Here is a 25,308-nt window from a genome sequence, read left to right on the forward strand (position 1 = left end):
CCGTCAAACAAACAAAACCGGACGATACGTTGCCCATATCGTCCGGTTCTGCATAAAACCAGTATTCAAAAATCAGAACACGCTTTTCATCACTCCGACCGTACCGACCACTCCGTTCAACAACATCAGACCGCCGGCAACCGTACCCATACCTTGACGGATTGCGTCATGCTTGTTGGCACGTTTTTCACGTTCCAAAGCCAACTCCTCGGAAACATTTTTACGTTGGCGGCGGTGTTGCGCCAGTTCCGCACGGCTGATTCGCGCTTCGGCACGGTTACGCCCTGCCTTGATTACGGCCGAATCGTCGCCGATGGCATAGTTGGCCACAGAATTTTCAGAAGCGCAGGCAGCAAGTAAAACGGCACACATCGCAACAACGGAAATATTTTTCAGGTTTTTCATACTTGTCCTATTATCTCAAAATAAAGGAAGAAACCAATCTGATTGGCGTGTTATCGGATAAAGTAAATATTGGGTGAATTTTCATTTGCCTTTTTGATGGCGCGCGCCGCATCCATCATTTCCTCCCGACGCTCCTTACGGTATTCGGCACGCTCGGCACGCTCGCTTGCTTGAATAGCGCGGCTCCTCGCCTGTATTTCCGCACCAGATTCTTGAGGTACAAAACGGCGGTCTGCGTAAGTACACGCCGCCATCAATATCGCAGCCGCCGGCAACAAAATCAGTTTTCTCATTTTATCGTCCACCTGTAATTTAACGGTTTATCTATACAACCTTTTATCAATATATATATATATATAAAGTCAATACCTTTAAGAATAAATATCCCCTCATCCGCCTGCCGCGTTCCGACTTGCCCCGCGCCGTTTTTTTCCACTACAATCCCACACAATATTTGGCGGAACGCGCCAAAGGAATACGCCGCAATAACCTGCCGCCTTTCAGACGGCACAAACCTTTCCGAAACGAGCAAACTATGGACACACTGACCCGATTCCTTCCCGAACACCTGCAACAAAACCAACTGCCCGAATCACTCGGCAGCGTTTTACTGTCCGTCGTTTCCGCCTGCACCGAAATCAACGCCAAAGTCCGCCTCGGCGCACTTGCCGGCGTATTGGGTATGGCGGGCACGGGCAATATTCAGGGCGAAGACCAGAAAAAATTAGACGTTATCGCCAACAACATTATGATTGACACCCTCAAAGCCAACCCTGCCGTTGCCGGTTTGGCAAGCGAGGAAGAAGACACTTTCGTGAGTGCCGGTGAAAACGGACTCTACCTCGTCCTATTCGACCCTTTAGACGGATCGTCCAATATTGATGTCAACATTTCCGTCGGTACGATTTTCTCCATCCTTGAAAAACCCGAAGGCGCATTGGCAACCGAATCATTCCTTCAAACGGGCAGACAGCAGCTTGCCGCCGGTTACGTTCTTTACGGGCCTCAAACCCAGCTCGTATTCACATTCGGACACGGCGTATATATGTTCACGCTCAATGCCGAAAACGAATTTGTGCTGACCAAAGAAAACCCGAAAGTACCCGAAAGTACCAAAGAATTCGCCATCAATATGTCCAACCGCCGCCACTGGCTGCCCCCCGTCCAACAATACATCGACGAACTCTTGGCAGGCGAAACCGGCACGCGCGGCAAAAACTACAATATGCGCTGGGTAGCCAGTATGGTTGCCGAAATCCACCGCATCCTGATGCGCGGCGGCGTGTTCACGTATCCGCAAGACAAACGCGACCCGTCCAAACCCGGCAAACTGCGCCTGATGTACGAAGCCAACCCTATGAGCCTGATACTCGAACAGGCGGGCGCATCGGCAAGCAACGCATATCAGACCATGCTCGACATACAGCCCGAAAGCCTGCACCAGCGCGTCGCCGTCATTATGGGCAGCCGCGAAGAAGTGGATTACCTCGACCGCCTGCATTCAAAATAAACAGGCTGCCTGACCGATAAAGAAGGGCGGCAGCGCGCATCCGACGCTGCCGCCGATATTTCGTACACAGCCTTAAAAAGATAGAAAACCTCCTTTCCGGACGGAAAAAATGCCGTCTGAAAACTTTTCAGACGGCATTTCAAAAACTCAAACCCGAATTATTTGCCCGCTGCTTTTTGCAGAATGGCGTACAACTCGTCTTTCAGTTTCAATTTGGCTTTTTTCAGCTCATCGATGTTTTCCGCGCCGCTGGTAACCGGATTGTTGACCAGACCGGTAATTTTATCGTCCAGCTCGTTGTGTTCGTCGAACAGACGGGCAAAGTGGGAATCTTCCTGTTTCAATTTGGAAATCAAATCACGGTATTCTGGGAACATATCGCTTTCCTCTCTTGGTTTACGGTTAAAAAGTCAAACTGAATCTTTACATTAATTATAACAAAGATAATATTTTTATCCAGTGTTTTGTTACACACGGCAACACCGCCCGCAGAAAACCGCCCCACCGTCCGACAAAATCGTTGACAATCCTCCGCTTTACGCATAAATTTTCAATAATTAACCCTGACCACACAAAGGAATTAAGAGATGTTTTCAAAAAGCGTAACCATCACCCAATATGATCCCGAACTGGCGGCCGCCATTGCCCAAGAAGACCAACGCCAGCAAGACCACGTCGAGCTGATTGCCTCTGAAAACTACGTCAGCTGCGCCGTGATGGAAGCGCAAGGTTCCCAGCTGACCAACAAATACGCCGAAGGCTACCCCGGCAAACGCTACTACGGTGGCTGCGAATACGTCGATATTGTCGAACAATTGGCAATCGACCGCGTCAAAAAACTGTTCGGCGCGCAATACGCCAACGTCCAACCCCACTCCGGTTCCCAAGCCAACCAAGCCGTATATGCTTCCGTTTTAAAACCGGGCGACACCATTTTGGGTATGTCTCTGGCGCACGGCGGACACCTGACCCACGGCGCGAGCGTTAATATTTCCGGCAAACTCTACAATGCCGTTACTTACGGCTTGGATGAAAACGAAGTCCTCGATTATGCCGAAGTCGAACGCTTGGCTCTTGAACACAAACCCAAAATGATTGTGGCCGGTGCGTCTGCCTACGCGTTGCAAATCGACTGGGCAAAATTCCGCGAAATCGCCGATAAAGTCGGCGCATATCTCTTTGTCGATATGGCGCACTACGCCGGACTGGTTGCCGGTGGCGAATATCCCAACCCTGTGCCGTTCTGCGACTTCGTAACCACCACCACCCACAAAACCCTGCGCGGTCCGCGCGGCGGCGTGATTCTGTGCCGCGACAACACGCACGAAAAAGCGTTAAACTCCGCCATCTTCCCGAGCCTGCAAGGCGGTCCGTTGATGCACGTTATCGCTGCCAAAGCCGTAGCGTTTAAAGAAGCATTGCAACCTGAGTTCAAACAATACGCAAAACAAGTGAAAATCAATGCTGCCGCCATGGCGGAAGAATTGGTTAAACGCGGTTTGCGCATCGTTTCCGGCCGTACTGAAAGCCACGTTTTCCTCGTTGACCTGCAACCGATGAAAATCACCGGCAAAGCCGCCGAAGCCGCTTTGGGCAAAGCGCACATCACTGTCAACAAAAACGCCATCCCGAATGATCCGGAAAAACCGTTCGTTACCTCCGGCATTCGCATCGGCTCCGCCGCGATGACCACGCGCGGATTCAACGAAGCCGACGCGCGCGTATTGGCGAACTTGGTTGCCGACGTATTGGCAAATCCCGACGACGAAGCGAATCTGGAAAACGTCCGCACACAAATCACCGAGCTGTGTAACAAATACCCCGTTTACGGAAACTAAACGCACGACGTTTCCATACAAAATGCCGTCTGAACATTTTTCAGACGGCATTTTTTGTTTCCGGCAACATTGCTATTTTTTCTCTTCCAGCAAAGTGCACAACTTTTTCAATACTGCGATTTCACTGTCTTTCTGCCTGATCAATTCATCCTTTGCATCCAGCAGCGACCTCAATTTTTCATTTTCAAACACCAGCATTTCATCAGAGCCGATAATATTATGATGGTTATTGGTATTGTCGCCGATAGAGAAGAAAAACGATCGGTTCTGCTCTGCCAGCAGCTCAACCACATCGATATTGAAAATCTGGGCAATCTGGCGCAGCTTGTCGAGATTGATGCCGCTTTTCCCGCGTTCTATTTTCGAATACCCATTAACCGACATTTCCAATTTTTCCGCCATCTCCTCCTGCGTCCACTGATTGACTTCCCTTAACGTCCGAATCTTGTCATGCACTTCCATCCTGCCCTCCAAGGTTAATTTTCACCACTCAAACAACCGTAACCGGTATCTTCAGTTGATGGTCGGATATTTTAAAAATAAATAACATAACACAATAGTATTTTGATAAAAATTTACCTAACGAGGTACAGATATGTATCCAGAAAACAAGCCTAAACGCACCATAAAAATGAAAAAACTACTGGCAGCCTGCACCCTTTCCCTGTCCCTTTCTGCCTGTACTTCGACTCAAGTAACTTCTTTTGTCGAGGGACTCTCCGAAGGACTCGTAGATGTCAGCGAAGCCTTTATCACAACAAAGGCAGAATCATATTCTGACCCGTCTCTTCAGGATAAGCAAATTTTCATAAATCGCGTCTCAAAACGAGCACAAGAAAATTACAAAGAAAGAAGGAAAAAGAAAGAAGCAGACTTACTAAATTCAGCATCGTCATTAAATGAATCAACATCAGAAGCCCTATCTGCCCTTAAAAAGGCTATCGTAATTCCTAAACGCCCTAAACGCTCCTTGGGCAAAAAATATAAAAACGGTTTTCATCCTGTAAATACGTGTGCGGATGTGGAAGCCCGGTGGGCAAACGGAGCAATGAGAGATGTTAGAGACATAGAAAGACTAATAAGCCGAAACGTCCCTTTACGTCGTATCGGAGACGCCATTCAAAACATGTGCATGGAAGCCAATGTGTCCATTAGGATGTATCGCCAAGAGTGTCGTTCAGAATCGTCAGATTTTTATGACGAAATGCTTGAGCATCACGAGAATTTCATAGGATCCGCCAAATCATTCGCATCATCACTTCTTCCCCTTAGCGTTACAAACTTTACAACAGACATGGCGTGTACTCCCGAATTTTAATCTAATCACACTCCACAACTCCCTATCAATATAACTGCTACTTTTCTGAGTAGTATCAACCAACCCTTAACAAAGGACTAAAAAATGAAAAAAGCACTGCTTGCACTGACTATTGCCGCCATCTCTGGTACTGCTATGGCCCAGTTGCCCGACTTTCTGGGTAAAGGCGAATATACCGTCCGTACAGACATTTCCAAACAAACGCTGAAAAATGCCGATTTGAAAGAAAAACACAAAGTACAAAAAAACATCGGTTTCCGTGCCGATATGCCGTTTGACGATATTCACGGCATGCGTTTCGAAGTATCCCACAGCCGAGACAAGAAAGACATGTACGATGTGACCGAAAGTACGACTAAACCATTCGGTAAAGACGTTAAAGAAAAACGCACCGATGTGTATGCCGGTTACACCTACACCCAACCGCTCAGTGAAGCCACCAAACTGCGTGCCGGTTTAGGTTTGGGCTATGAAAAATACAAGGACATGGGAATTAATGAGAAAGGAACAGAGCTCAACGTCGAGCGCGAAGCCTTCTATACCAAAGCGCACGCCGATCTGACTTCCGATTTGGGCAGCGGCTGGTATCTGAATCCTTGGGCAGAGGTTAAGGTTGACCTGAACGCCAAATTGAAACAAAACTCAACCGCAGCCGGTGCCTCTGCCGACATTAACGCGAAAACACGCGGATGGGGCGTGGGCGTAGGTGCGAATATCGGCAAACAAATTACCGATACCGTCGGCATCGAAGCAGGCCCGTTCTACAAACACCGCCACTTCAAAGCATCCGGTGACTTCGTTTTGGACGGCGAGAACACCCGAGTCGATCCTACCAAAATCAACGAATACGGTGTTCGTGTCGGCGTGAAATTCTAATCGCGGCGATATGCCCCAAACACAAAACCGCAAGCCTTTTGGTTTGCGGTTTTTGATGTTGTAGCAGACCATAATGCCGTCTGAACATTTTTCAGACGGCATTTTTTCCAAATTGTTTCCAATCGGTTAAAATACCGCCTCGACATTGTCTTTTGGAAAACCCGTGGTTGCATCTGCCATCGACTTCATCCTCCATATCGACCGACACCTGCTTGCGCTGTCGGCGCAATACGGCATTTGGATTTACGCCATTTTATTTACTATCGTGTTCTGCGAAACCGGCCTGATTGTTACCCCATTCCTCCCCGGCGATTCGCTGCTGTTTGCCGCCGGCGGGATTGCCGCTCTGGGCGGTATGGATATTCATCTGATGGTTATGCTGCTATTTGTTGCCGCCATACTCGGCGACGCGCTCAATTTTACCGTCGGTAAGTATTTCGGCGGCAGGCTGTTCGCCAACCCCGATTCTAAAATCTTCCGACGCGAATATCTCGATAAAACCCACCGTTTTTACGAAAAACACGGCGGGAAAACCATCATCATTGCCCGTTTTGTGCCCATCGTCCGCACCTTTGCCCCCTTCGTCGCTGGTATGGGGAAAATGCACTATGCCAAATTTATCCGCTACAACATCATCGGCGGCTTCTTGTGGGTTATCCTGTTTTCTTATGCAGGCTATTTCTTTGCCAACTTCCCCGTCGTAAAAAACAATCTGGGCTTGGTGATGGGCGGCATCATTATTGTTTCCATCCTGCCCGGCATCATCGAAATTGCCCGCGCCAAACTTGTAGCAAAATCCAAACGGTAACTGTTGGGAATTGACATTATGAATATATTATCCGTAGAAAACGCTTCCTTTGCCGTCGGCCATGTCGCCTTGCTCGACAAAACGTCCTTCCAACTCGACAGCGGCGAGAAAATCGGCTTAATCGGCCGCAACGGTGCAGGTAAGTCTTCGTTTCTGAAAATCCTCGCCGGTGTACAGAAGCTCGACGATGGGCAGATTATCATTCAAAACAACCTCAAAATCGTTTATGTGCCGCAGGAGTCCTTTTTTGATAAGGATGCAACCGTATTTGATACCGTTGCCGAAGGTTTGGGCGAAATTCGCGATTTATTGCGCCGTTATCATCATGTCAGCCATGATTTGGAGCACAATTCAGACGACGTTTTATTAAAAGAACTCAACGAATTGCAGCTTGAAATCGAAGCGAAGGACGGTTGGAAGCTGGATGCGGCGGTAAGGCAGACTTTGGGCGAACTCGGTTTGCCGGAAAATGAAAAAATCGGCAACCTTTCCGGCGGACAGAAAAAGCGCGTCGCTTTGGCGCAGGCTTGGGTGCAAAAGCCCGACGTATTGCTGCTGGACGAACCGACCAACCATTTGGACATCGACGCGATTATCTGGCTGGAAAACCTACTCAAAGCGTTTGAAGGCAGCTTGGTTGTGATTACCCACGACCGCCGTTTTTTGGACAATATCGCCACGCGCATCGTCGAACTCGATCGCGGTATTCTGCGTTCCTATCCCGGCTCGTTCTCCAAATACAGCGAGAAAAAAGCGCAAGAGTTGGCAGTCGAGGCGGAACATAACCGCCTGTTTGACAAATTCCATGCTCAGGAAGAAGCATGGATACGCAAAGGCATCGAAGCGCGCCGTACCCGCAACGAAGGCCGCGTGCGCCGTTTGGAAGAGCTGCGCCGCCAACGCGCCGAACGCCGCAACGTGCAGGGGCAGGTCAACTTCAAGCTCGACAGCGGCGAAAAAAGCGGCAAAATCATCGCCGAGCTGGAACATGCTTCGTTTGCCTATGGCGACAAAGTTATCATGGATAAATTCTCCGCGATTTTGCAGCGCGGCGACAAAATCGGCTTAATCGGTCCAAACGGCATCGGCAAAACCACCTTCCTCAAGCTGATTTTGGGCGAATTGCAGCCGACCTACGGCAGAATCCGTATCGGCAGTAAGCAGGAGGTTGCCTATTTCGACCAGTTCCGCAGCGCGTTGAACGAAAACGACACCGTGTTTTACACACTCGGACAGGGCAATGATTACGTCGAAATCGGCGGCAAGAAAAAACACGTCATGAGCTATTTGGAAGATTTCCTGTTCCATCCAGCCCGCGCGCAAAGCCCCGTCTCATCGCTCTCCGGCGGCGAACGCAACCGCCTTTTGCTGGCAAAACTTTTTACCCGTCCTGCTAATATTTTGGTCTTGGACGAACCGACCAACGACTTGGATATCGACACCCAAGAGCTGCTTGAAGACTTGCTGCGTGATTACCAAGGCACGGTATTTCTTGTTTCGCATGACCGTACGTTCCTCGACAATGTAATTACCCAAAGCATTGTATTTGAAGGAAACGGAAGGTTAAAAGAATACATCGGCGGCTATCAGGACTACATCGACGCAAAATTACGCGAAGAGAAGATTCAGACGGCATCCGCACCCAAAGCATCCGATGCCGAACCCGCCAAAGAAAAACCCAAAGCCAACCGCACGGTCAAACTTTCCTACAAAGAACAGCGCGAACTCGATGCCCTGCCTGATGAAATCGCAGCTTTGGAAACTGAGCAGGCTGAAATCAATACCCAGCTTTCCGATCCTGAAATTTTTAAAGATTACGAAAAAGCAGGTGCATTGCAAAACCGCGCCGAAGAAATCGAAATGCTGCTTTTGGAAAAGCTGGAACGCTGGGAGCTGCTGGAAACCAAACAGAACGGCAATACCGTCTGAAGCCTAAAACCGAAGGAGAAAAAATGTTCAAACGACCTGAAGAAATCATCGTCCTGATACTTGCCGTCCTCTGGATTGCCGGTACGTATTTTCTCGCCGCCCTGTTTGGAGCGGATACTTATACCGTGTTAAAAATCACTGCCCTTACCCTGCTTTGGTCTGCCGCATCATTCCTCCTTTGGCAAAAAAACCTCAGTCGGCATATCTGGCCGCTGCTGCTTGGCTGCCTGACTGCCTGTTGGTGGCCGTATCTGAATCAATCGGTCGCACCCGGTTCTTTACCTTGGTATGCATCATGGACGTTCAAAACCATCCTAGCCCTGATTCCCGTAACCGCAGGTTATCTGTTTAAATGGAAACAATACCGGCAGCGTAAAACAAAGCCGTAAGCCCGTCTTTTTCAGACGGCATCTCCGGTCAGACTGTCAACAATTCCGATAAAATGCTATACTCGCACCCCTTATCATGCCGTCTGAAACCGTCTTTTGGGAAAGCAGAAATGATCAGCAAACAAGAATACCAAGCCCAAGCCGCCCAAGGCTACAACCGCATCCCGCTCGTTCAAGAACTCCTTGCCGACTTGGATACGCCGCTTTCCCTCTATCTCAAACTCGCCAACCGCCCCTATACCTACCTGCTCGAATCTGTTGTCGGCGGCGAACGTTTCGGCCGCTATTCCTTTATCGGACTGCCTTGCAGCCACTATCTCAAAGTCAGCGGCAAACACGTCGATGTGTATCAAAACGGCGAAATTGTCGAGCAACACGACGGCAACCCCCTGCCCTTTATCGAAGCCTTCCACAACCGCTTCAAAACGTCTGAAATCCCAAGCCTGCCTCGCTTTACCGGCGGATTGGTCGGCTACTTCGGTTACGAAACCATCTACAATTTCGAACACTTCGCCCACCGCCTGAAAAACACCGCCAAAGCCGACCCGCTCGGCACGCCCGACATCCTCCTGATGCTGTCGCAAGAGTTGGCGGTGATCGACAATTTGAGCGGAAAAATCCATCTCATCGTTTACGCAGATCCCTCGCAGCCCGACGGCTACGAACGCGCCCGCGAACGCCTCGAAGACATCCGCACCCAGTTGCGCCAAAGCTGCGCCATCCCACTCTCGCTCGGCAGCAGGAAAACCGAAGCCGTCAGCGGGTTCGGAGAAGAGGCGTTCAAAGCCTGCGTCGATAAAATCAAAGGTTACATCTTCGCAGGCGACTGCATGCAGGTCGTCCCCAGCCAGCGCATGAGCATGGAATTTACCGACAGTCCGCTCGCCCTCTACCGCGCCCTGCGCACGCTCAACCCTTCGCCTTATCTCTTCTACTACGATTTCGGCGATTTCCACATCGTCGGTTCCTCGCCCGAAATCCTCGTCCGCCGCGAACGCGACGATGTCATCGTCCGCCCCATCGCCGGTACACGCCTGCGCGGCAAAACCCCCGCCGAAGACCTTGCCAACGAACAAGATTTGTTAAGCGATGCCAAAGAAATCGCCGAACACGTCATGTTGATTGACTTAGGACGCAACGACGTCGGACGCATCAGCAAAACGGGCGAAGTCAAAGTCACCGACAAAATGGTGATTGAAAAATACTCCCACGTGATGCACATCGTCTCCAACGTCGAAGGCCGTCTGAAAGAGGGCGTTACCAATATGAACATCCTCGCCGCCACCTTCCCCGCAGGCACACTCTCCGGCGCGCCCAAAGTCCGCGCCATGGAAATCATCGAAGAAGTCGAACCGAGCAAACGCGGCATCTACGGCGGTGCGGTCGGCGTATGGGGCTTCAACAACGATATGGATTTGGCAATCGCCATCCGTACAGCCGTGGTGAAAAACAACACGCTATATGTCCAAAGCGGCGCAGGCGTGGTTGCCGACTCCAATCCTGAATCAGAATGGCAGGAAACACAAAACAAAGCCCGAGCCGTTATACGCGCCGCACAGATGATGCAGGAGGGGTTGGATAAATGACTTATGAAAAACTTTATGAGCTTCGCCAAACACTCAGACCGACTACCAAAGATGGTCTCTATACAGATAATGAAAAAAATCGAGAAATCCTAACGGTTAGATGGAGCGGCAACACAGAAAATCCTAAAAATTTCTCAGCTGTTGCTATAGGAATTAATCCAAGTAAAGCAAATGATGAAAGAAGCGACAAAACCCTTACCCAACTTGCACGTTTCTTGGATATGTACGGTTTTACCAACTTCAAAATGTTAAATATTTTTTCCAGTTACTCTACACAGCAAACAGGAATTAGGGCAAACACCCAAACCGATTTTTCCAAATTTAAAGGATGTTTGGAAGATGCTGATATGATTATTCTTGCATGGGGTACAGACCGCGGTGCTTATAAGGATGAAAAAAACAGAATACTGGAATTTCTAAAAACAGAAAAATTTATGGAAAAAGTATTCTGTATTTCTGAAACTGGTAATTCCAGCGATACAAGACATCCGTCAAGAATTAGTTATAGATATCAACTTGTACAATTTGAAGAATCAGCATGAAAAACATATCTCTTTCTCCGCCCGCAATGCTCGGCATCCTCGGCGGCGGACAATTAGGCAGAATGTTTACTGTTGCTGCCAAAACCATGGGCTACAAAGTAACCGTACTCGATCCTGACCCGAATGCGCCGGCAGCGGAATTTGCCGACCGCCATTTATGCGCGCCGTTTGACGACCAAGCCGCTTTAGACGAGTTGGCAAAATGCGTGGCGGTTACTACTGAATTTGAAAACGTCAATGCCGATGCGATGCGTTTTCTCGCCAAACACACCAATGTTTCCCCCAGCGGCGACTGCGTTGCCATCGCGCAAAACCGCATTCAGGAAAAGGCGTGGATACGAAAAGCGGGATTGCAAACCGCACCGTATCAAGTGGTTTGCCATTCAGACGACATCAGCGAAGCAAGCGCGCAATTTTTGCCCGGCATCCTGAAAACGGCTACGTTGGGCTACGACGGCAAAGGTCAAATCCGTGTAAAAACATTGGATGAACTCAAAGCCGCATTTGCCGAACACGGCGGCGTGGATTGTGTTTTGGAAAAAATGGTGGATTTACGCGGCGAAATTTCCGTTATCGTATGCCGTCTGAACAATGACAACGTGCAAACCTTTGACCCCGCCGAAAACATCCACGAAAACGGCATCTTGGCTTATTCCATCGTCCCTGCGCGACTGAGTGCCGACGTGCAGCAACAGGCGCGGCAGATGGCGCAGCGTTTGGCCGATGAATTGAACTACGTCGGCGTATTGGCAGTAGAAATGTTTGTTGTCGGCGATACACATGAATTGGTCGTCAACGAAATCGCGCCGCGTCCGCACAACTCCGGCCACCATACCATCGACGCCTGCGCGGCAGACCAATTCCAGCAACAGGTCCGCATTATGTGCAACCTGCCGCCTGCCGACACCAAATTATTATCGCCTTGCTGTATGGCGAATATTTTGGGCGACGTTTGGCAGGAAGACGGCGGCGAACCGGATTGGCTGCCCTTGCAAAGCCGGCCGGACGCACACCTGCACCTATACGGCAAAAAAGCCGCACGGAAAGGGCGGAAAATGGGGCATTTCACCGTTTTAACCACCGATTCGGACACCGCATTTCAAGAAGCAAAAAAACTGCATCAGTCCCTATAATCCGACCAACGGCACAGATGCCGTCTGAAGCCGCCGACATACCGCCATGAGCCTGCTGACACTGTTACGCCCCGCCACCGTGCAAGACTGCAAAGACATCTTCAAAGTCCACCTGCACTCCGTCCAATACACCTGCATCCTCAGCTACAACGAACACGCCCTAAAAGTATGGGAAGGCCTGTTAAACACAGAAAGCTACCTGCCGACCATTTCAGATCCCGATAAAGCACTTTGGGTTGCCGAATACAAAGGCAACATACAGGGATTTTTCCAAATCGACTGCCAAGAAGCACAACTCGATGCGCTTTACGTCCACCCCCTGTTCCACAACCTCGGACTGGGCACTGCCCTGCTCCGTCAGGCGGAAACCATCGCCCACAAATCCGGTTTGAGCTTTCTGAAACTCTACGCATCGCTCAACTCCGTCCCGTTTTACTTCCTCAACCGCTACGAATCGCTCGGTTCGGCAGTATTGCAGCTTGACCCCTGCATCAAAATCAAATGCGAACTGATGCGCAAACACCTCTGACCCGTCCTTATAACCAAAACTGATAATCTTCAAATCAAACATTATTTCCACAAGCGCAGACAGCCGTATAAAGTTGCCCCATCTACCAACCGACAGGACAACATATGAAAACCTACGCACCGGCACTCTATACCGCAGCCCTGCTCACCGCCTGCAGCCCCGCAGCCGATTCAAACCATCCGTCCGGACAAAATGCCCCGGCCAATACCGAATCCGACGGAAAAAACATTACCCTGCTCAACGCCTCATACGATGTGGCACGGGATTTTTACAAAGAATACAACCCTTTATTTATCAAAGCATACCAATCCGAACACCCCGGCACATCCGTCAGCATCCAACAGTCCCACGGGGGTTCCAGCAAACAGGCATTATCCGTAGCCAACGGCCTTCAAGCCGATGTCGTCACCATGAACCAATCCTCCGACATCAACCTGCTCGAAAAAAAAGACTGGTAGAAAAAGGCTGGCAACAAGCCCTCCCCGACCACGCCGCGCCCTATACCAGCACTATGGTTTTCCTTGTCCGAAAAAGCAACCCCAAACAAATCCGCGATTGGAACGACCTTGCCAAAGACGGCGTTAACATCGTCATCGCCAACCCCAAAACCTCGGGCAACGGACGCTACGCCTTCCTCGGCGCATACGATTACGGTCTGAAAGCCAACAGCGGCAACGAACAGGAAGCCCAAAAACTCGTCGCATCCATCCTCAAAAACACCCCCGTTTTTGAAAACGGCGGACGCGCCGCCACCACCACTTTTACACAACGCAACATCGGCGACGTACTCATCACTTTTGAAAACGAAGCCAACTACGTCAGTAAAAAACTGACCCAAGGACAGTTTGAAATCGTCTATCCGAGCTACACCATTTCCGCCGAAAGCCCCGTTGCCGTCGTCAACAGCGTCGTCGCGAAAAAAGGCACGCAAAAAGTCGCCCGATCCTATCTCGAATACCTTTGGAGCGAACCGGCGCAAGAACTCGCCGCATCGCTCTATCTGCGCCCGCGTAACGCCGAAGTATTGGCACGGCACAAAGCCGACTTCCCGAACTTGGACACCTTCTCTCCCGAAGAAAAATTCGGCGGCTGGGACAACATCATGAAAACCTACTTCGCCGACGGCGGCATATTCGACCGCCTGACCGCACAAAAATGACCACTATGCCGTCTGAACTGCCTTTCAGACGGCATTTCACACATCAAAGCAGAAAAACCGCACCCAAAATCATCATCGCAAGACACAACGGCAAACCGGATACAAAACCCAACACCGCCTCCGCCAAAATGCCGTCTGAAGCCGTCAGCGCAACCATCCTTATCCAGGGCGCGCTTCATCAAAGGGGCGCATTACTTTCCTTAACCATCCCTTTTGACAGCCAAATAAACAGTGCTTTTGCCTGTCAGAAACAAAACCAATATTTTGCGGTTCGTATCGGAACATTTATAAAACATCAGATTTCCATGTTTCGCGTTTCCGGCAATTCAAGATTGGCAAAACCATTAACCTGCTTCGCAAGGCAGGTTTTTAAAACTTTATCAGGCGTTCGGGCATATCGGTTCGACCCGCATTTCCGGCAATCAACACTGCCGACGGTTGCCGCATTTCTTTTTGATATACAATCACACTTTCAAAAAACATACGCCGGCAACAAAATCATCCGCTCCCGCTTGGCAAACATTCCGACAAATTAAAACCCCGCCCGAAACAGCCATCGGACAAATAACAGGAAAAAACATGAATACCGACTTCCAAAACATCCTCAAACAACTGGGCAAACAGTCCAAAAAAGAAGCGGCAGAAAAACAGGCAGCCGAAAAAAACAAGCAAAAACAAGAACAGGATTTGGATTTTTCACAAGCAATCGGACAAGTCTCCCCATTAAAAAACCGGCAACAATATTATGCGCCGCCCGACAAAACCCCCATCAAAGTCCGTCCCAAAGACAACCGCGCCTACGAAGAAAACTACTTCTACATCGGCAGCACATACAACGACCCGCCTGCCAGCTTCAGCAAAAACGGACAGGGAAAAAACGACATCCAACGCCTGAAGAACGGATACTATCCCGTCGTTACCGATGTCGACCTACACGGCTACAACCAAGAAGAAGCCCAAAAAGTCCTCAACGAATTCATCGAGTTCACCCAAAAACGCGGTGTATGCGGAGAAATTATCCACGGCAGCGGATTGGGTTCCAAAGGCTACACACCCGTACTCAAAAACATGGCCCGCAACTGGCTGATGCAGCACCCCGACGTACTCGCCTACGTCGAACCCCGGGAAGGCAACGACGGCTGCGTCCGCATCCTGCTCAAACGCAAATTAAGGCAGCAAGACTGACAAATTTCTCCGACAGACTTGGCAGCACCGCACAATATCCGTATAATCCACAAACCATTTCTGGGGGCGACCTTGGTTTCGACGGGGGTTGCGAAGCAGATGCGGGCATACCGGGGTCTCAGATTCCCGTAAAACACTGAATTCAAATAGTCGCAAACGACGAAACTTACGCTTTAGCCGCTTAAGGCTAGCCGTTGCAGCAGTCGGTCAATGGACTGTGTGGCGAAAGCCACCGCAACGTCATCTTACATTGACTGGTTTCCTGCCAGGTTACTTGGCAGGAAATAAGACTTAAGGTAACTGGTTTCTAAAAGGCCTGTTGGTCGGCATGATGGAAATAAGATTTTCAAATAGACACAACTAAGTATGTAGAACGCTTTGTAGAGGACTTTCGGACGGGGGTTCGATTCCCCCCGCCTCCACCATACCCTATTTTCAGCAGTATCCTGAAGTATGCATAGAGCCTTGAAATATAACAGTTTCAGGGCTTTTTTGTTGCCTTGGATACGACGGGCTATACCTGAATTCTCATCATTTATGGGGGAAGCTTGCCACAAGTTACCTTAAAACAGAAGAAAATGCCAAAGCCAACATTACTGCCGACAAATCGGCAATGCAAAAAGCTGCAAGCTTCCAGCCAATCATCAGACTGTTACACACTTTTGTGCTTACACAAGCTATCCGCAAACACGCGCCCTGTTGCAGTTCCCCCATGTATGCGCCCGCCCGTATGAATTGCGCCTATATATACCGGTATAAAATCAACCGGGTGGTGGGATAATACTGCAAAGACATTGTTGCGGTATGTGTTATCATTGCCGCAAGAACAGCGGGATAAAGTCTGCTTATTGATAAAAATATCGGAGTAGGTCATGCCGTCTGAACTGTATGTCAGCCGAGAAATAAAAGTATTTTTAAGTAGGAAAACCGCCCCGTCCGAATTGTTCGACTATCTGTCGGCTGGAATTGACAGGGAGGCAGCCGAGCAGATGCAGAGCGAGTTGTGGGCAGCGTATTTTCGATTGCGGATTTGTCCGTGTGTGCGAATGGATACTTGAGGCGGCTGAAAAGTCCGAGTGGGTCAAACCGTACAAGTCCGATTTGAAAACCGCTCCGGAAGCAGCCCCGGGATTAAAATCCGCATAACCAAAAGGCCGTCTGAAACCGTTTCAGACAGCCTTTAAAACATCTTCAAGGATAAAAAGCGAAACGCGACTGGAATTTGATACGCCATATCCTGACCAAATTGGAAAATGAACCCAACCCCGACCGCTGGCTCGTTTCCACCTGTATCGAAGGTTGGACAAAGGAAGCAGCCGCATATCATCTGTGGCTCTTGATACAGGACGAACTGATTGCGGGCAAATGCAACCGCGAACAGCCGGGCAATGGGTTTGCCTGTTACGGCATCTGCCTGACGTGGGCGGGGCATGAGTTTCTCGCTTCCATCCGCAGCGATACGGTTTTGTGTCGCATACGCAGCCTGTTGAAGGAAAAGGCGGTGGATTTGTCGTTTAAAGCCACCAAAGCCGCCGCGCTGAAACTGTTGGAGGTGCGAATGCAAGGGTTTGAACGGCGGCATGGCAATGCCTCCCTACGGCTGTCGGAAGCCGACCCAAAATTCAAAGCCGAATAACCAAGCAAATGCCGTCTGAAAAGATTTCAGACGGCATTTCATACACAATCGCTTATGCTTTTTCTTTTTGGCGCATTTTTTCCGCCATCAGTTCGTGCAGGGTTTTCTTCGCCGGTTTCATCGGTACGCGGTTTTGCGTCCAACCCAACTGTTTGCGAGGGGTCAGGTTGCGGAACTTGGTGGCTGCCCAACCGAAGGCGCGGTAGGTTTTGCTGCCGCTGAAAATACCGTTGAATGTGCGCCACGCCATTTGTTCGCCGAAGGTATGCGATGCGCCTTGCCCTCGGATGGGGTGCGGCACGGTTTCGGTCGGCGAACGTTGTGCTTCAACGCGCAAACGTTGCATTTGTTCGGTAATCGGGATGCGTACCGGACAGACTTCCACACACGCACCGCACATGGTACAGGCGGTCGGCAGGTCGCGGGTGGCATCCAGACCCAACAAGTGCGGGGAAATAATCTCGCCAATCGGGCCGGGATAGGTTGTGCCATATGCCGCGCCACCAATACGGGTATAAACCGGACAATGGTTCATACACGCGCCACAACGGATACATTGCAGGGTGCGGCGCATTTGGTCTTCGGCATAAGCCTGGCTGCGGCCGTTGTCGAGCAGAACCAAGTGCATTTCCTGCGGGCCGTCTAATTCCTCACTGCGGCGCGGGCCGGTAATCATGTTGAAATAAGTAGTAATGTTCTGACCGATGGCGGAACGCGGCAGCAGGCTGTACAAGGGTGGGATGTCAGACAATTTCGCCACCACTTTTTCAATACCGGTAATAGCGATATGCACGGGCGGAACGGTGGTACTCAAGCGGCCGTTGCCTTCGTTTTCGACCAGACACAGCGTACCCGTTTCGGCAACGGCGAAGTTTACGCCGCTCAAACCGACATCGGCAGTGCTGTAAATATCGCGCAGGGCTTTGCGGGCGAAGCCGGTCAGTTGGTCCACGTCGTCTGTAAGCGGTGTGCCGAGGTTTTGGTGGAACAGTTCGCTCACCTGTTCTTTGGTTTTATGGATTGCGGGCATCACGATATGGGTCGGTTTTTCGCCTGCCATTTGGACGATGAACTCGCCCAAGTCGCTTTCCACCGCTTTAATGCCTTTTGCTTCAAGATAATGGTTCAGCTCGATTTCTTCGCTGACCATTGATTTGCCTTTGACCATCAGCTTGCCGTTTTTGGCTGTGATGATGTCGTGGATAATTTGGCAGGCTTCGGCAGGGGTTTCCGCCCAGTGTACTTTCACGCCCAGATTGGTCAGGTTTTCTTCCAACTGCTCCAACAGCGCGGGCAATTTGGACAGGGAACGCTGACGGATGTGTTCGCACAAATCGCGCAGGCTTTGCAGCTCTTCTTCGTCGGTCAAAACGGCTTTGCGCTTGGTCATCAGCATATCCATCGCGGTACGCAGGCTTTTGCGCAAAGGCTTGTCTTGAAGGGAAATTGCGGCGTTTTGTTTGAAAGTTTCCGGCTTCATGTGGAACTTGATGGTTTGCGTAGTCATGCGTTTTCCTCCAAATCGGCAGGGGAAATGTGGTCGGGCAGGATGGCGAGGATGACCAAATCGCGCGGGCCGTGCGCGCCGTAAGCAAGCGTCAGTTGGATGTCTGCGGTTTTGGACGGGCCGGAAATCAGGAAAACATTGGTCGGCATACCGTTTTCCACCAGTTTTTCGCCTTCGACGGCGTTATGAAATTCGTTATACATTTTTGCCGTATCAAACAGGCAGAAATGCACGGGCGGAACGAGGCTCAAAGTACGCGGTTCTTCGGGGCTGGAAAACAGCATCAGCGTACCGGTGCGGGCGATGCCGCATTGCGCGCCGCTGAAGCCCGCATCGATGTTCGCGAAGAACTCGGTTTTCCAAGTATCGATTTCACGCTCGAAAGCAATCGGTTCGATATTGCTGCCCGCCAACGCGGCACGGGCGATTTGTCCGTGCTCGGTTGCGAGAGGCAGAAGGATGTTTTTCAAACCCTTGCCTTCTGCCGCTTCGCGGAAAACCTGCATCCAATTGCTTTTCGTCACCCAATAGATTTCGGTTTTGACCGCGCGCATTGCGGCAGCCCAATGTTTCAGACGCTCGGCTTCGCTGTCCCAGGAAACACCCTTTTCGCGGTAATAATCGAAAACCGCAGGCTCTTCCATCGGCAAGGCATCGGCTTTTTTCAGTTTTGCCAAAATATTTTCGCGCGCGCTCATACTTTACCTCCGGTGCGTTCCAACAGGAAGGATGCGATATGTTTCGGACGCGGCATATTCGGTTCGTCCTTAGCGATTTTGCCGCCGATGTTCATCATGCAGCCGCAGTCCGCGCTGATGATTTCGGTCGCACCGGTTTCTTTTAGCGCAGCAACTTTGTCTGTTACCATCGCGCCGGAAATATCCGCTTGTTTGACAGAGAATGTACCGCCGAAGCCGCAACACTCGCTTTCGTGGTCGTGGACGACGCGCTCGACGTTTTTCATGCCGTCAATCAACTGCCAGCCCGAGAGATGGACATTCATTTCGCGGCGGGCGGCGCAGGAAGTATGAACGGCGACTTTGACTGGCTCGCCTTTGTCTTCAGGTTTATAGCCGATGGCAAGCAGGAAGTGGGTAAACTCGATGATGCGGCTGGCGCAATCCACAGCCCTTTCCTCGTACTCGCTGCCTTTAAACAGCGTCGGCCAATGGTGTTTCATCATACCGCCGCACGAACCGGACGGCACGACAATCGGCCACTCCTCGGGGAAAAGGTCGAGTTGCGCTTTGGCGACATCAAAGGCTTCGGTCGGATGGCCGGATGAATAGGCAGGCTGGCCGCAGCAGCTTTGCGCCATCGGGAAATGGACGCGTATGCCCTGCTGCTCGATTAGGGTAATGGCATCCATACCGGCTTCGGGCATAAAGAGATCGAGGACGCAGGTGCCGAAAAAATAGACATCTGTCGGATTGCTGTCGTATCGGATGATTTTTGGGGGAGTGGTTGCGCTCATTTTTTTTGATAACGGGAAACCCGTTTTTTTCTGTAGAAAGGTAAGCGTTTACTTTAAGTAATTGACTGTTGCGGGTCAAGTCTAATTTTAAAAAATAATCCGGTTTTTCTTACAAACTGCCCTATAACGCTTACCGTACCTTACTCTAATGGTTTTCGATAATAATTATCATTACAATGCAATGCCGGTTCGTTTGCTTGTGAACATTCAAGATGCCGACTCTGCCGGCATTCAGACGGCATCTGAAAACAATAACGGCACAAGGATGGGGTACAATCGCCCTATGGAAAAAAACACCCTATCCGCCCGCGCACCATCCCCTTGGCTGCCGCTTCTGCTGGCAATTGCCATTTTTATGCAGATGTTGGATGCGACCATTTTAAATACCGCCCTGCCCGAAATTGCCGCCGACCTGAACGAACCGCCTCTGGATATGCAACTGGCAGTCGTTGCCTATACGCTGACTGTTGCCCTGCTGATGCCTTTGAGCGGTTATTTGGCGGACAGGTTCGGAACGAAAAAAGTCTTTTTCGGTTCGATTGCCGTTTTTATGCTCGGATCGGCATTGTGCGCCGCATCGGGTTCGCTGTTTGAATTGACGCTTTCCCGTGTCGTTCAGGGCATCGGCGGTTCGATGCTGGTTCCGATACCGCGTCTGACCATCTTGCGTGTGTATGAAAAATCGAAGCTGCTCAATGCCATCAATTATGCGGTCATGCCCGCATTGATCGGGCCGGTTTTAGGGCCTGTGGCGGGCGGCTATCTTGCCGAATACGCTTCGTGGCACTGGATTTTCCTGCTCAACCTGCCCATCGGTCTGCTGGGTTTCATATTGGGACGCAACATCATGCCCGATGTCAAAGGCAACGATACCGCTTTGGATTTCAAAGGCTATCTGACCTTTTCCGCTGCCGCCTGCCTGCTGCTGCTTGCTGCAGAAAGCCTGTCGCACGCGCTGCCTCCTTATTTTGCACTGTTGCCGCTGTGCGGCGGACTGCTGTTTGCACGCCGTTATTTCCGACATATGAAAACCGCGTCCAAACCGATTTATTCCGCCGACCTGTTTCTGATACGCACCTTCCGTCTGGGGCTGGCGGGCAATCTGTTCAGCCGTATCGGCATCAGTTCGATCCCCTTCCTGATGCCGTTGATGTTTCAAATCGCTTTTGGTTTTAGTGCAAGCCTGTCCGGCCGGCTGGTCGCACCCGTCGCCCTGTCTTCGCTGCTGGTCAAACCGCTGATTGCGCCGCTGATGAGGCGTTTCGGCTACCGTGCGCTGCTGCTTTGGAATACCAAACTGCTTGCCGCTTTGATTATCCTGCTGGCGCTGCCCGGAAAGGACGCTCCGTTATGGGTTTGGATTTTGCTTTCGCTGGCAATCGGCGCGTGCAACTCTTTTCAGTTTTCCGCGATGAATACGCTGACACTTGCCGATTTGCGCCCGCAACAAACAGGCAGCGGCAACAGCCTGATGGCGGTCAACCAGCAGCTTGCCATCAGTATGGGGATTGTTTCCGGCGCGCTGATCCTTAAAAACTGGACATCGCTGATGCCCGAAGGCGGCAGCCCGCACCCCGCCTTCCGGATGACTTTGCTCTGCATCGGCGGCATTACCCTTGCATCATCGCTGGTTTTCAAGCGTCTGCACGTTTCAGACGGCGCAAACCTGACACGGAACACACCGTCCTAAAGCGGTCCGCACGCAAAACTTTTACCCGTTTCAACGTTTGGATTATGATGCCACACTTCCATGCGCGCCAACCCCAAAACACAGGCAATGCCGTCTGAACCGATTTCCTATGAAAACACGCAGCCTCCTCCTCTTTTTATGCGCTTGCGCCACCCTGCCCCCGCCGCTGGAAGAACGCACGGAAAGCCGCCATTTTGACACTGTTTCCCCCGTCCGTTTGGATAAAGTCCTGCACATCCGCCATTTCCCGCTCGGCAGCCGCCTGTCCGACATCTACCTGCTCGACGATCCCCACGAAGCCTTTGCCGCCCGCGCCGCCCTTATCGAATCCGCCGAACACAGCCTCGATTTGCAATACTACATTTGGCGCAACGACATTTCCGGCCGGCTGCTGTTCAACCTCATGTACCTTGCCGCAGAACGCGGCGTGCGCGTGCGCCTGCTGTTGGACGACAACAACACGCGCGGCTTGGACGACCTCCTGCTCGCCCTCGACAGCCACCCCAATATCGAAGTGCGCCTGTTCAACCCCTTCGTTTTCCGCAAATGGCGCTCATTAGGCTATTTGACCGACTTCCCCCGCCTCAACCGCCGTATGCACAACAAATCCTTTACCGCCGACAACCGCGCCACCATACTCGGCGGACGCAATATCGGCGACGAATACTTCAAAGTCGGTGAAGACACCGTTTTCGCCGATCTCGACATCCTCGCCACCGGCAGCGTCGTCGGCGAAGTATCGCACGACTTCGACCGCTACTGGGCAAGCCATTCCGCCCACAACGCCACGCGCATCATCCGCAGCGGCGACATCGGCAAGGGTCTTCAAGCACTCGGCTACGACGACGAAACGTCCAGACACGCGCTCCTACGCTACCGCGAAACCGTCGAACAGTCGCCCCTCTACCGGAAAATACAGACAGGACGCATCGACTGGCAAAGCGTCCAAACCCGCCTAATCAGCGACGATCCCGACAAAGGGCTGGACCGGGACAGCCGCAAACTGCCGATTGCCGTGCGGCTGCAAGACGCGCTCAAACAGCCCGAAAAAAGCGTCTATCTGGTTTCACCCTATTTCGTCCCTACAAAATCCGGCACAGACGCATTGGCAAAACTGGTGCAAAACGGCATAGGTGTAACCGTCCTGACCAACTCGCTGCAGGCGACCGACGTTACCGCCGTCCATTCCGGCTACGTCAAATACCGAAAACCGCTACTCAAAGCCGGCATCAAACTCTACGAGCTACAACCCAACCATGCCGTCCCCGCCACAAAAGACAAAGGCCTGACCGGCAGCTCCGTAACCGGCCTGCACGCCAAAACCTTCATTGTGGACGGCAAACGCATCTTCATCGGCTCATTCAACCTCGACCCCCGTTCCGCACGGCTCAATACCGAAATGGGCGTCGTCATCGAAAGCCCCAAAATCGCAGAACAGATGGAGCGCACCCTCGCCGATACCACACCCGAATACGCCTACCGTGTTACCCTCGACAAACACAACCGCCTGCAATGGCACGATCCCGCCACCCGAAAAACCTACCCGAACGAACCCGAAGCCAAACTTTGGAAACGCATCGCCGCAAAAATCCTATCCCTGCTGCCCATAGAAGGTTTATTATAGGAATGCCGTCTGAAACACCTTCAGACGGCATATCCGAACCCGCAAAGGAAAAACCATGTTTCCCCTCGACAAAACCCTTTTCCTCTGTCTCAGCGCACTGCTCCTCGCCTCATGCGGCACGACCTCCGGCAAACACCGCCAACCGAAACCCAAACAGACAGTCCGGCAAATCCAACCCGTCCGCATCAGCCACATCGACCGCACACAAGGCTCACAGGAACTCATGCTCCACAGCCTCGGACTCATCGGCACGCCCTACAAATGGGGCGGCAGCAGCACCGCAACCGGCTTCGATTGCAGCGGGATGATCCAATTCGTCTATAAAAACGCCCTCAACGTCAAGCTGCCGCGCACCGCCCGAGACATGGCGGCGGCAAGCCGCAAAATTCCCGACAGCCGCCTCAAGGCCGGCGACCTCGTATTCTTCAACACCGGCGGCGCACACCGCTACTCACACGTCGGACTCTACATCGGCAACGGCGAATTCATCCACGCGCCAAGCAGCGGCAAAACCATCAAAACCGAAAAACTCTCCACACCGTTTTACGCCAAAAACTACCTCGGCGCACATACTTTCTTTACAGAATAGCGGCGACACACCGCAACAAAACAAACGGCAGCATGGCAATGCTGCCCTACGGCTTCAACCCGCAGCCGTAAATCAGGCATAAATACCCGACAAAAAACAGCCGCTGTTCAAAATTGCCATCCCGATAAAAAATGCCGTCTGAAACACAAAAGTATTTCAGACAGCATGTCGGATTCACAGGTCAGTTAATCAGATACCCTTGGATTTCCTTGGTTTTTGCATTGATTTCTTTAGTACGGCAGTCAGATTGCGCCAAACCGTATTCGTCGCCATCGGCGCATTTGGCATTCAAACCGTTTTGCCAGTTGCGGTACTCGGGCATAACGGTTTCGGCAATATCGGCGGGCAATGCCTGAACCGCACCATCCAATGCCGCCTTGGCAGTCCTTTCTTTTTTGTCTGCTTCCCTGATAATTTCGTCAATCACTGCTTTCTTGCGGTTGTGCAGCTCTTCCAAGCGTGCTTCAGTTTCCGCCGTTTTGCATGCCAGTTCGCTGATTTTTATGCCGTTTGGCGTTTCACTTTCAGCTTTTGCCTTGCTGGCACAGATTTTATCCATCCCGCTTTTCCATGTTTTCTGTGAGGCTTGCAGCTTGTTTTGGACGGTTTGCGGCAGACCTTTCCAAAATTGTTCAAACTCGCCGCGCGACAATTTGTAGCGCTCCTCCCATTCTGATACGCGGGCTGCCTCCTGTTCTTGGCTCAATGCCTCCTGCGCCGCCGCTTCTTCTGCCTCCCCCGCTTCCTGCGCGGCGGCTTCTGCCGCTTCAAGTTCTTCGTTCCTTTGTTTCGCTTTGTCCAATGGCTCTTTAATCAGTGCCATAGACACCAGCTCGCTGAGCGGATGGATGATATCGTGTGCCTGATTCAGTTCAGCAAAGATTTTGCTTTTGTCGTCTGTCGGCTGGACGCTGTAAGAAATAGTTTTGATGTAATACGCGCCTTCTTTGCGGTAGTAGCGTTCAAAAAAGTCGGGCGTTTTCTTATAGCTGTTGCCTATGGATTGGTTGGCGGCGACGGCATAATCGACAACATCGTCGGGCACGTCCAGTTTCAACGTGGCTTCACATTTGAGTTTGCTGGACGTGTCGGTTTTTTCGGTGGTTCGCACTTCATCGATGCTGATGCCCAAGCGTTCGACCATACTGCGGATATGCGCTATGCCGATGTCGGCAAATGCCTGGTCTTTGAATGCGTCGTCGTCAAAGGTTTTGACGGTTTCACCCTCGACATTGTCGCGGACGAGTTTGACCAAAATCTCTTTAGCCTCTTCGCTTCCGCAGGAAACTTCATTTTCGGAAAACAGGTTGCCTATTCCCAAACGGTCGCAGCCCGACAAAATCAGCATACTTGCCAATGCCAGTGCGGGTAAGTTTTTTTTCATCGGATTTCCTTTTCCGTCCAAACGGACTGTCGGTCTGCCCGTATATTCCCGCTCACGCCTGATGCGGGATGTATGGCTGTGAGTGTCTGAAATGGTGCGGCGCATTATACGGGATTGCGGGATGCCTTTGACCCGTTTTCAAACCCGTATCGTGCAAAATGCCGTCTGAACACCTTTCAGACGGCATTTTGCCCCGG

27 protein-coding genes, 1 other RNA gene and 2 pseudogenes are annotated in these 25,308 nt (G+C 51.3%); 20 read left to right on the forward strand and 10 right to left on the reverse strand.

Annotated elements, in window-relative coordinates:
* Positions 1-72 precede the first annotated feature (72 nt).
* Genes DBY86_RS05910 through DBY86_RS05920 form a run of 3 tightly spaced genes read right to left on the reverse strand, consistent with a single transcriptional unit; the run spans position 73 to position 916 of the window.
* Positions 73-405, reverse strand: a complete 333-nt coding sequence (locus tag DBY86_RS05910; protein ID WP_107819273.1) for an NGK_0946 family protein — start codon at positions 403-405, stop codon at positions 73-75.
* A gap of 50 nt (positions 406-455) precedes the next feature.
* On the reverse strand, positions 456-698 hold the full coding sequence (locus DBY86_RS05915; protein ID WP_107819274.1) for a hypothetical protein: 243 nt from the start codon (positions 696-698) through the stop codon (positions 456-458).
* A complete protein-coding gene (locus DBY86_RS05920; protein WP_107819275.1) occupies positions 695-916 on the reverse strand; it encodes a hypothetical protein in 222 nt (73 codons plus the stop codon). Before DBY86_RS05920 ends, DBY86_RS05915 begins: the two co-directional genes overlap by 4 nt.
* A gap of 24 nt (positions 917-940) precedes the next feature.
* Here DBY86_RS05920 and DBY86_RS05925 point away from each other — a divergent pair, with 24 nt between their 5' ends.
* Positions 941-1,915 (forward strand): class 1 fructose-bisphosphatase, encoded by a 975-nt coding sequence (locus DBY86_RS05925; protein WP_107819276.1) that lies wholly within the window; start codon positions 941-943, stop codon positions 1,913-1,915.
* A gap of 158 nt (positions 1,916-2,073) precedes the next feature.
* Here DBY86_RS05925 and DBY86_RS05930 read toward each other — a convergent pair whose 3' ends face one another.
* Entirely contained in the window at positions 2,074-2,292 is a 219-nt protein-coding gene (locus DBY86_RS05930; RefSeq protein ID WP_003754814.1) for a YdcH family protein, read from the reverse strand.
* A gap of 210 nt (positions 2,293-2,502) precedes the next feature.
* On the opposite strand from DBY86_RS05930, the gene glyA reads away from it, so the two are divergent.
* Positions 2,503-3,753 (forward strand): serine hydroxymethyltransferase, encoded by a 1,251-nt coding sequence (gene glyA / locus DBY86_RS05940; RefSeq protein WP_107819277.1) that lies wholly within the window; start codon positions 2,503-2,505, stop codon positions 3,751-3,753.
* A 72-nt stretch (positions 3,754-3,825) separates the two neighbouring features.
* Here glyA and DBY86_RS05945 read toward each other — a convergent pair whose 3' ends face one another.
* The gene (locus DBY86_RS05945; RefSeq protein WP_107819278.1) at positions 3,826-4,215 is read right to left on the reverse strand and encodes a helix-turn-helix domain-containing protein; all 390 of its coding nucleotides are present in this window, start codon (positions 4,213-4,215) and stop codon (positions 3,826-3,828) included.
* Positions 4,216-4,348: 133 nt separating this feature from the next.
* Here DBY86_RS05945 and DBY86_RS05950 point away from each other — a divergent pair, with 133 nt between their 5' ends.
* The 15 genes and pseudogenes from DBY86_RS05950 to DBY86_RS06025 form a co-directional block, all read left to right on the forward strand.
* Positions 4,349-5,071 (forward strand): hypothetical protein, encoded by a 723-nt coding sequence (locus DBY86_RS05950; protein ID WP_234403400.1) that lies wholly within the window; start codon positions 4,349-4,351, stop codon positions 5,069-5,071.
* An 84-nt stretch (positions 5,072-5,155) separates the two neighbouring features.
* A complete protein-coding gene (locus tag DBY86_RS05955; protein ID WP_107819279.1) occupies positions 5,156-5,947 on the forward strand; it encodes an outer membrane beta-barrel protein in 792 nt (263 codons plus the stop codon).
* A gap of 163 nt (positions 5,948-6,110) precedes the next feature.
* Complete coding sequence (locus DBY86_RS05960) at positions 6,111-6,755, forward strand: DedA family protein (protein WP_107819280.1); 645 nt, start codon at positions 6,111-6,113, stop codon at positions 6,753-6,755.
* A gap of 18 nt (positions 6,756-6,773) precedes the next feature.
* Entirely contained in the window at positions 6,774-8,684 is a 1,911-nt protein-coding gene (locus DBY86_RS05965) for an ATP-binding cassette domain-containing protein (RefSeq protein WP_107819281.1), read from the forward strand.
* A gap of 23 nt (positions 8,685-8,707) precedes the next feature.
* Positions 8,708-9,073, forward strand: coding sequence for a hypothetical protein (locus DBY86_RS05970; RefSeq protein WP_107819282.1), 366 nt, complete (start codon positions 8,708-8,710; stop codon positions 9,071-9,073).
* Between the two features lie 110 nt (positions 9,074-9,183).
* Entirely contained in the window at positions 9,184-10,659 is a 1,476-nt protein-coding gene (gene trpE, locus DBY86_RS05975) for an anthranilate synthase component I (RefSeq protein ID WP_107819283.1), read from the forward strand.
* Positions 10,656-11,201, forward strand: coding sequence for a DUF1643 domain-containing protein (locus DBY86_RS05980; RefSeq protein ID WP_107819284.1), 546 nt, complete (start codon positions 10,656-10,658; stop codon positions 11,199-11,201). Before trpE ends, DBY86_RS05980 begins: the two co-directional genes overlap by 4 nt.
* Complete coding sequence (locus tag DBY86_RS05985) at positions 11,198-12,334, forward strand: 5-(carboxyamino)imidazole ribonucleotide synthase (protein WP_107819285.1); 1,137 nt, start codon at positions 11,198-11,200, stop codon at positions 12,332-12,334. The genes DBY86_RS05980 and DBY86_RS05985 overlap by 4 nt, the downstream gene beginning before the upstream one ends.
* 46 nt (positions 12,335-12,380) lie before the next feature.
* The gene (locus DBY86_RS05990) at positions 12,381-12,863 is read left to right on the forward strand and encodes a GNAT family N-acetyltransferase (RefSeq protein ID WP_107819286.1); all 483 of its coding nucleotides are present in this window, start codon (positions 12,381-12,383) and stop codon (positions 12,861-12,863) included.
* Between the two features lie 104 nt (positions 12,864-12,967).
* Positions 12,968-14,022 (forward strand): annotated as a pseudogene (locus tag DBY86_RS05995) (sulfate ABC transporter substrate-binding protein).
* Positions 14,023-14,150: 128 nt separating this feature from the next.
* On the forward strand, positions 14,151-14,558 hold the full coding sequence (locus DBY86_RS13670) for a hypothetical protein (protein WP_234403401.1): 408 nt from the start codon (positions 14,151-14,153) through the stop codon (positions 14,556-14,558).
* A 43-nt stretch (positions 14,559-14,601) separates the two neighbouring features.
* Entirely contained in the window at positions 14,602-15,207 is a 606-nt protein-coding gene (locus DBY86_RS06010) for a Smr/MutS family protein (RefSeq protein WP_107819287.1), read from the forward strand.
* A gap of 62 nt (positions 15,208-15,269) precedes the next feature.
* Positions 15,270-15,632, forward strand: a transfer-messenger RNA (tmRNA) gene (gene ssrA / locus DBY86_RS06015).
* A 447-nt stretch (positions 15,633-16,079) separates the two neighbouring features.
* Positions 16,080-16,265 carry a hypothetical protein gene (locus tag DBY86_RS06020; RefSeq protein ID WP_234403402.1) on the forward strand — a complete coding sequence of 62 codons (186 nt, stop codon included), beginning with the start codon at positions 16,080-16,082 and terminating at the stop codon, positions 16,263-16,265.
* Positions 16,266-16,426: 161 nt separating this feature from the next.
* Positions 16,427-16,843: pseudogene (locus DBY86_RS06025) on the forward strand (DUF2513 domain-containing protein); the annotation flags it as partial.
* Positions 16,844-16,895: 52 nt separating this feature from the next.
* Here the strand turns inward: DBY86_RS06025 and DBY86_RS06030 are convergent.
* The 3 genes from DBY86_RS06030 to DBY86_RS06040 are packed head-to-tail and all read right to left on the reverse strand — an operon-like array spanning position 16,896 to position 19,824.
* On the reverse strand, positions 16,896-18,350 hold the full coding sequence (locus tag DBY86_RS06030; RefSeq protein ID WP_107819289.1) for a LutB/LldF family L-lactate oxidation iron-sulfur protein: 1,455 nt from the start codon (positions 18,348-18,350) through the stop codon (positions 16,896-16,898).
* On the reverse strand, positions 18,347-19,048 hold the full coding sequence (locus tag DBY86_RS06035; RefSeq protein ID WP_107819290.1) for a LutC/YkgG family protein: 702 nt from the start codon (positions 19,046-19,048) through the stop codon (positions 18,347-18,349). Before DBY86_RS06035 ends, DBY86_RS06030 begins: the two co-directional genes overlap by 4 nt.
* Positions 19,045-19,824, reverse strand: coding sequence for a (Fe-S)-binding protein (locus DBY86_RS06040; protein ID WP_107819291.1), 780 nt, complete (start codon positions 19,822-19,824; stop codon positions 19,045-19,047). Before DBY86_RS06040 ends, DBY86_RS06035 begins: the two co-directional genes overlap by 4 nt.
* Before the next feature lie 283 nt (positions 19,825-20,107).
* On the opposite strand from DBY86_RS06040, the gene DBY86_RS06045 reads away from it, so the two are divergent.
* The 3 genes from DBY86_RS06045 (at position 20,108) to DBY86_RS06055 (ending at position 23,727) form a co-directional block, all read left to right on the forward strand.
* Entirely contained in the window at positions 20,108-21,514 is a 1,407-nt protein-coding gene (locus tag DBY86_RS06045) for an MFS transporter (protein ID WP_107819292.1), read from the forward strand.
* Positions 21,515-21,623: 109 nt separating this feature from the next.
* A complete protein-coding gene (locus DBY86_RS06050) occupies positions 21,624-23,138 on the forward strand; it encodes a phospholipase D family protein (RefSeq protein ID WP_107819293.1) in 1,515 nt (504 codons plus the stop codon).
* Positions 23,139-23,193: 55 nt separating this feature from the next.
* Entirely contained in the window at positions 23,194-23,727 is a 534-nt protein-coding gene (locus DBY86_RS06055; RefSeq protein WP_107819294.1) for a C40 family peptidase, read from the forward strand.
* Positions 23,728-23,908: 181 nt separating this feature from the next.
* Here DBY86_RS06055 and DBY86_RS13675 read toward each other — a convergent pair whose 3' ends face one another.
* On the reverse strand, positions 23,909-25,111 hold the full coding sequence (locus DBY86_RS13675) for a DUF1311 domain-containing protein (protein ID WP_107819295.1): 1,203 nt from the start codon (positions 25,109-25,111) through the stop codon (positions 23,909-23,911).
* Positions 25,112-25,163: 52 nt separating this feature from the next.
* Entirely contained in the window at positions 25,164-25,298 is a 135-nt protein-coding gene (locus DBY86_RS13945) for a hypothetical protein (RefSeq protein ID WP_300905760.1), read from the reverse strand.
* Positions 25,299-25,308: the final 10 nt, after the last annotated feature.

This window comes from Neisseria bergeri, from assembly GCA_003044455.1.
Classification (GTDB): domain Bacteria; phylum Pseudomonadota; class Gammaproteobacteria; order Burkholderiales; family Neisseriaceae; genus Neisseria; species Neisseria bergeri.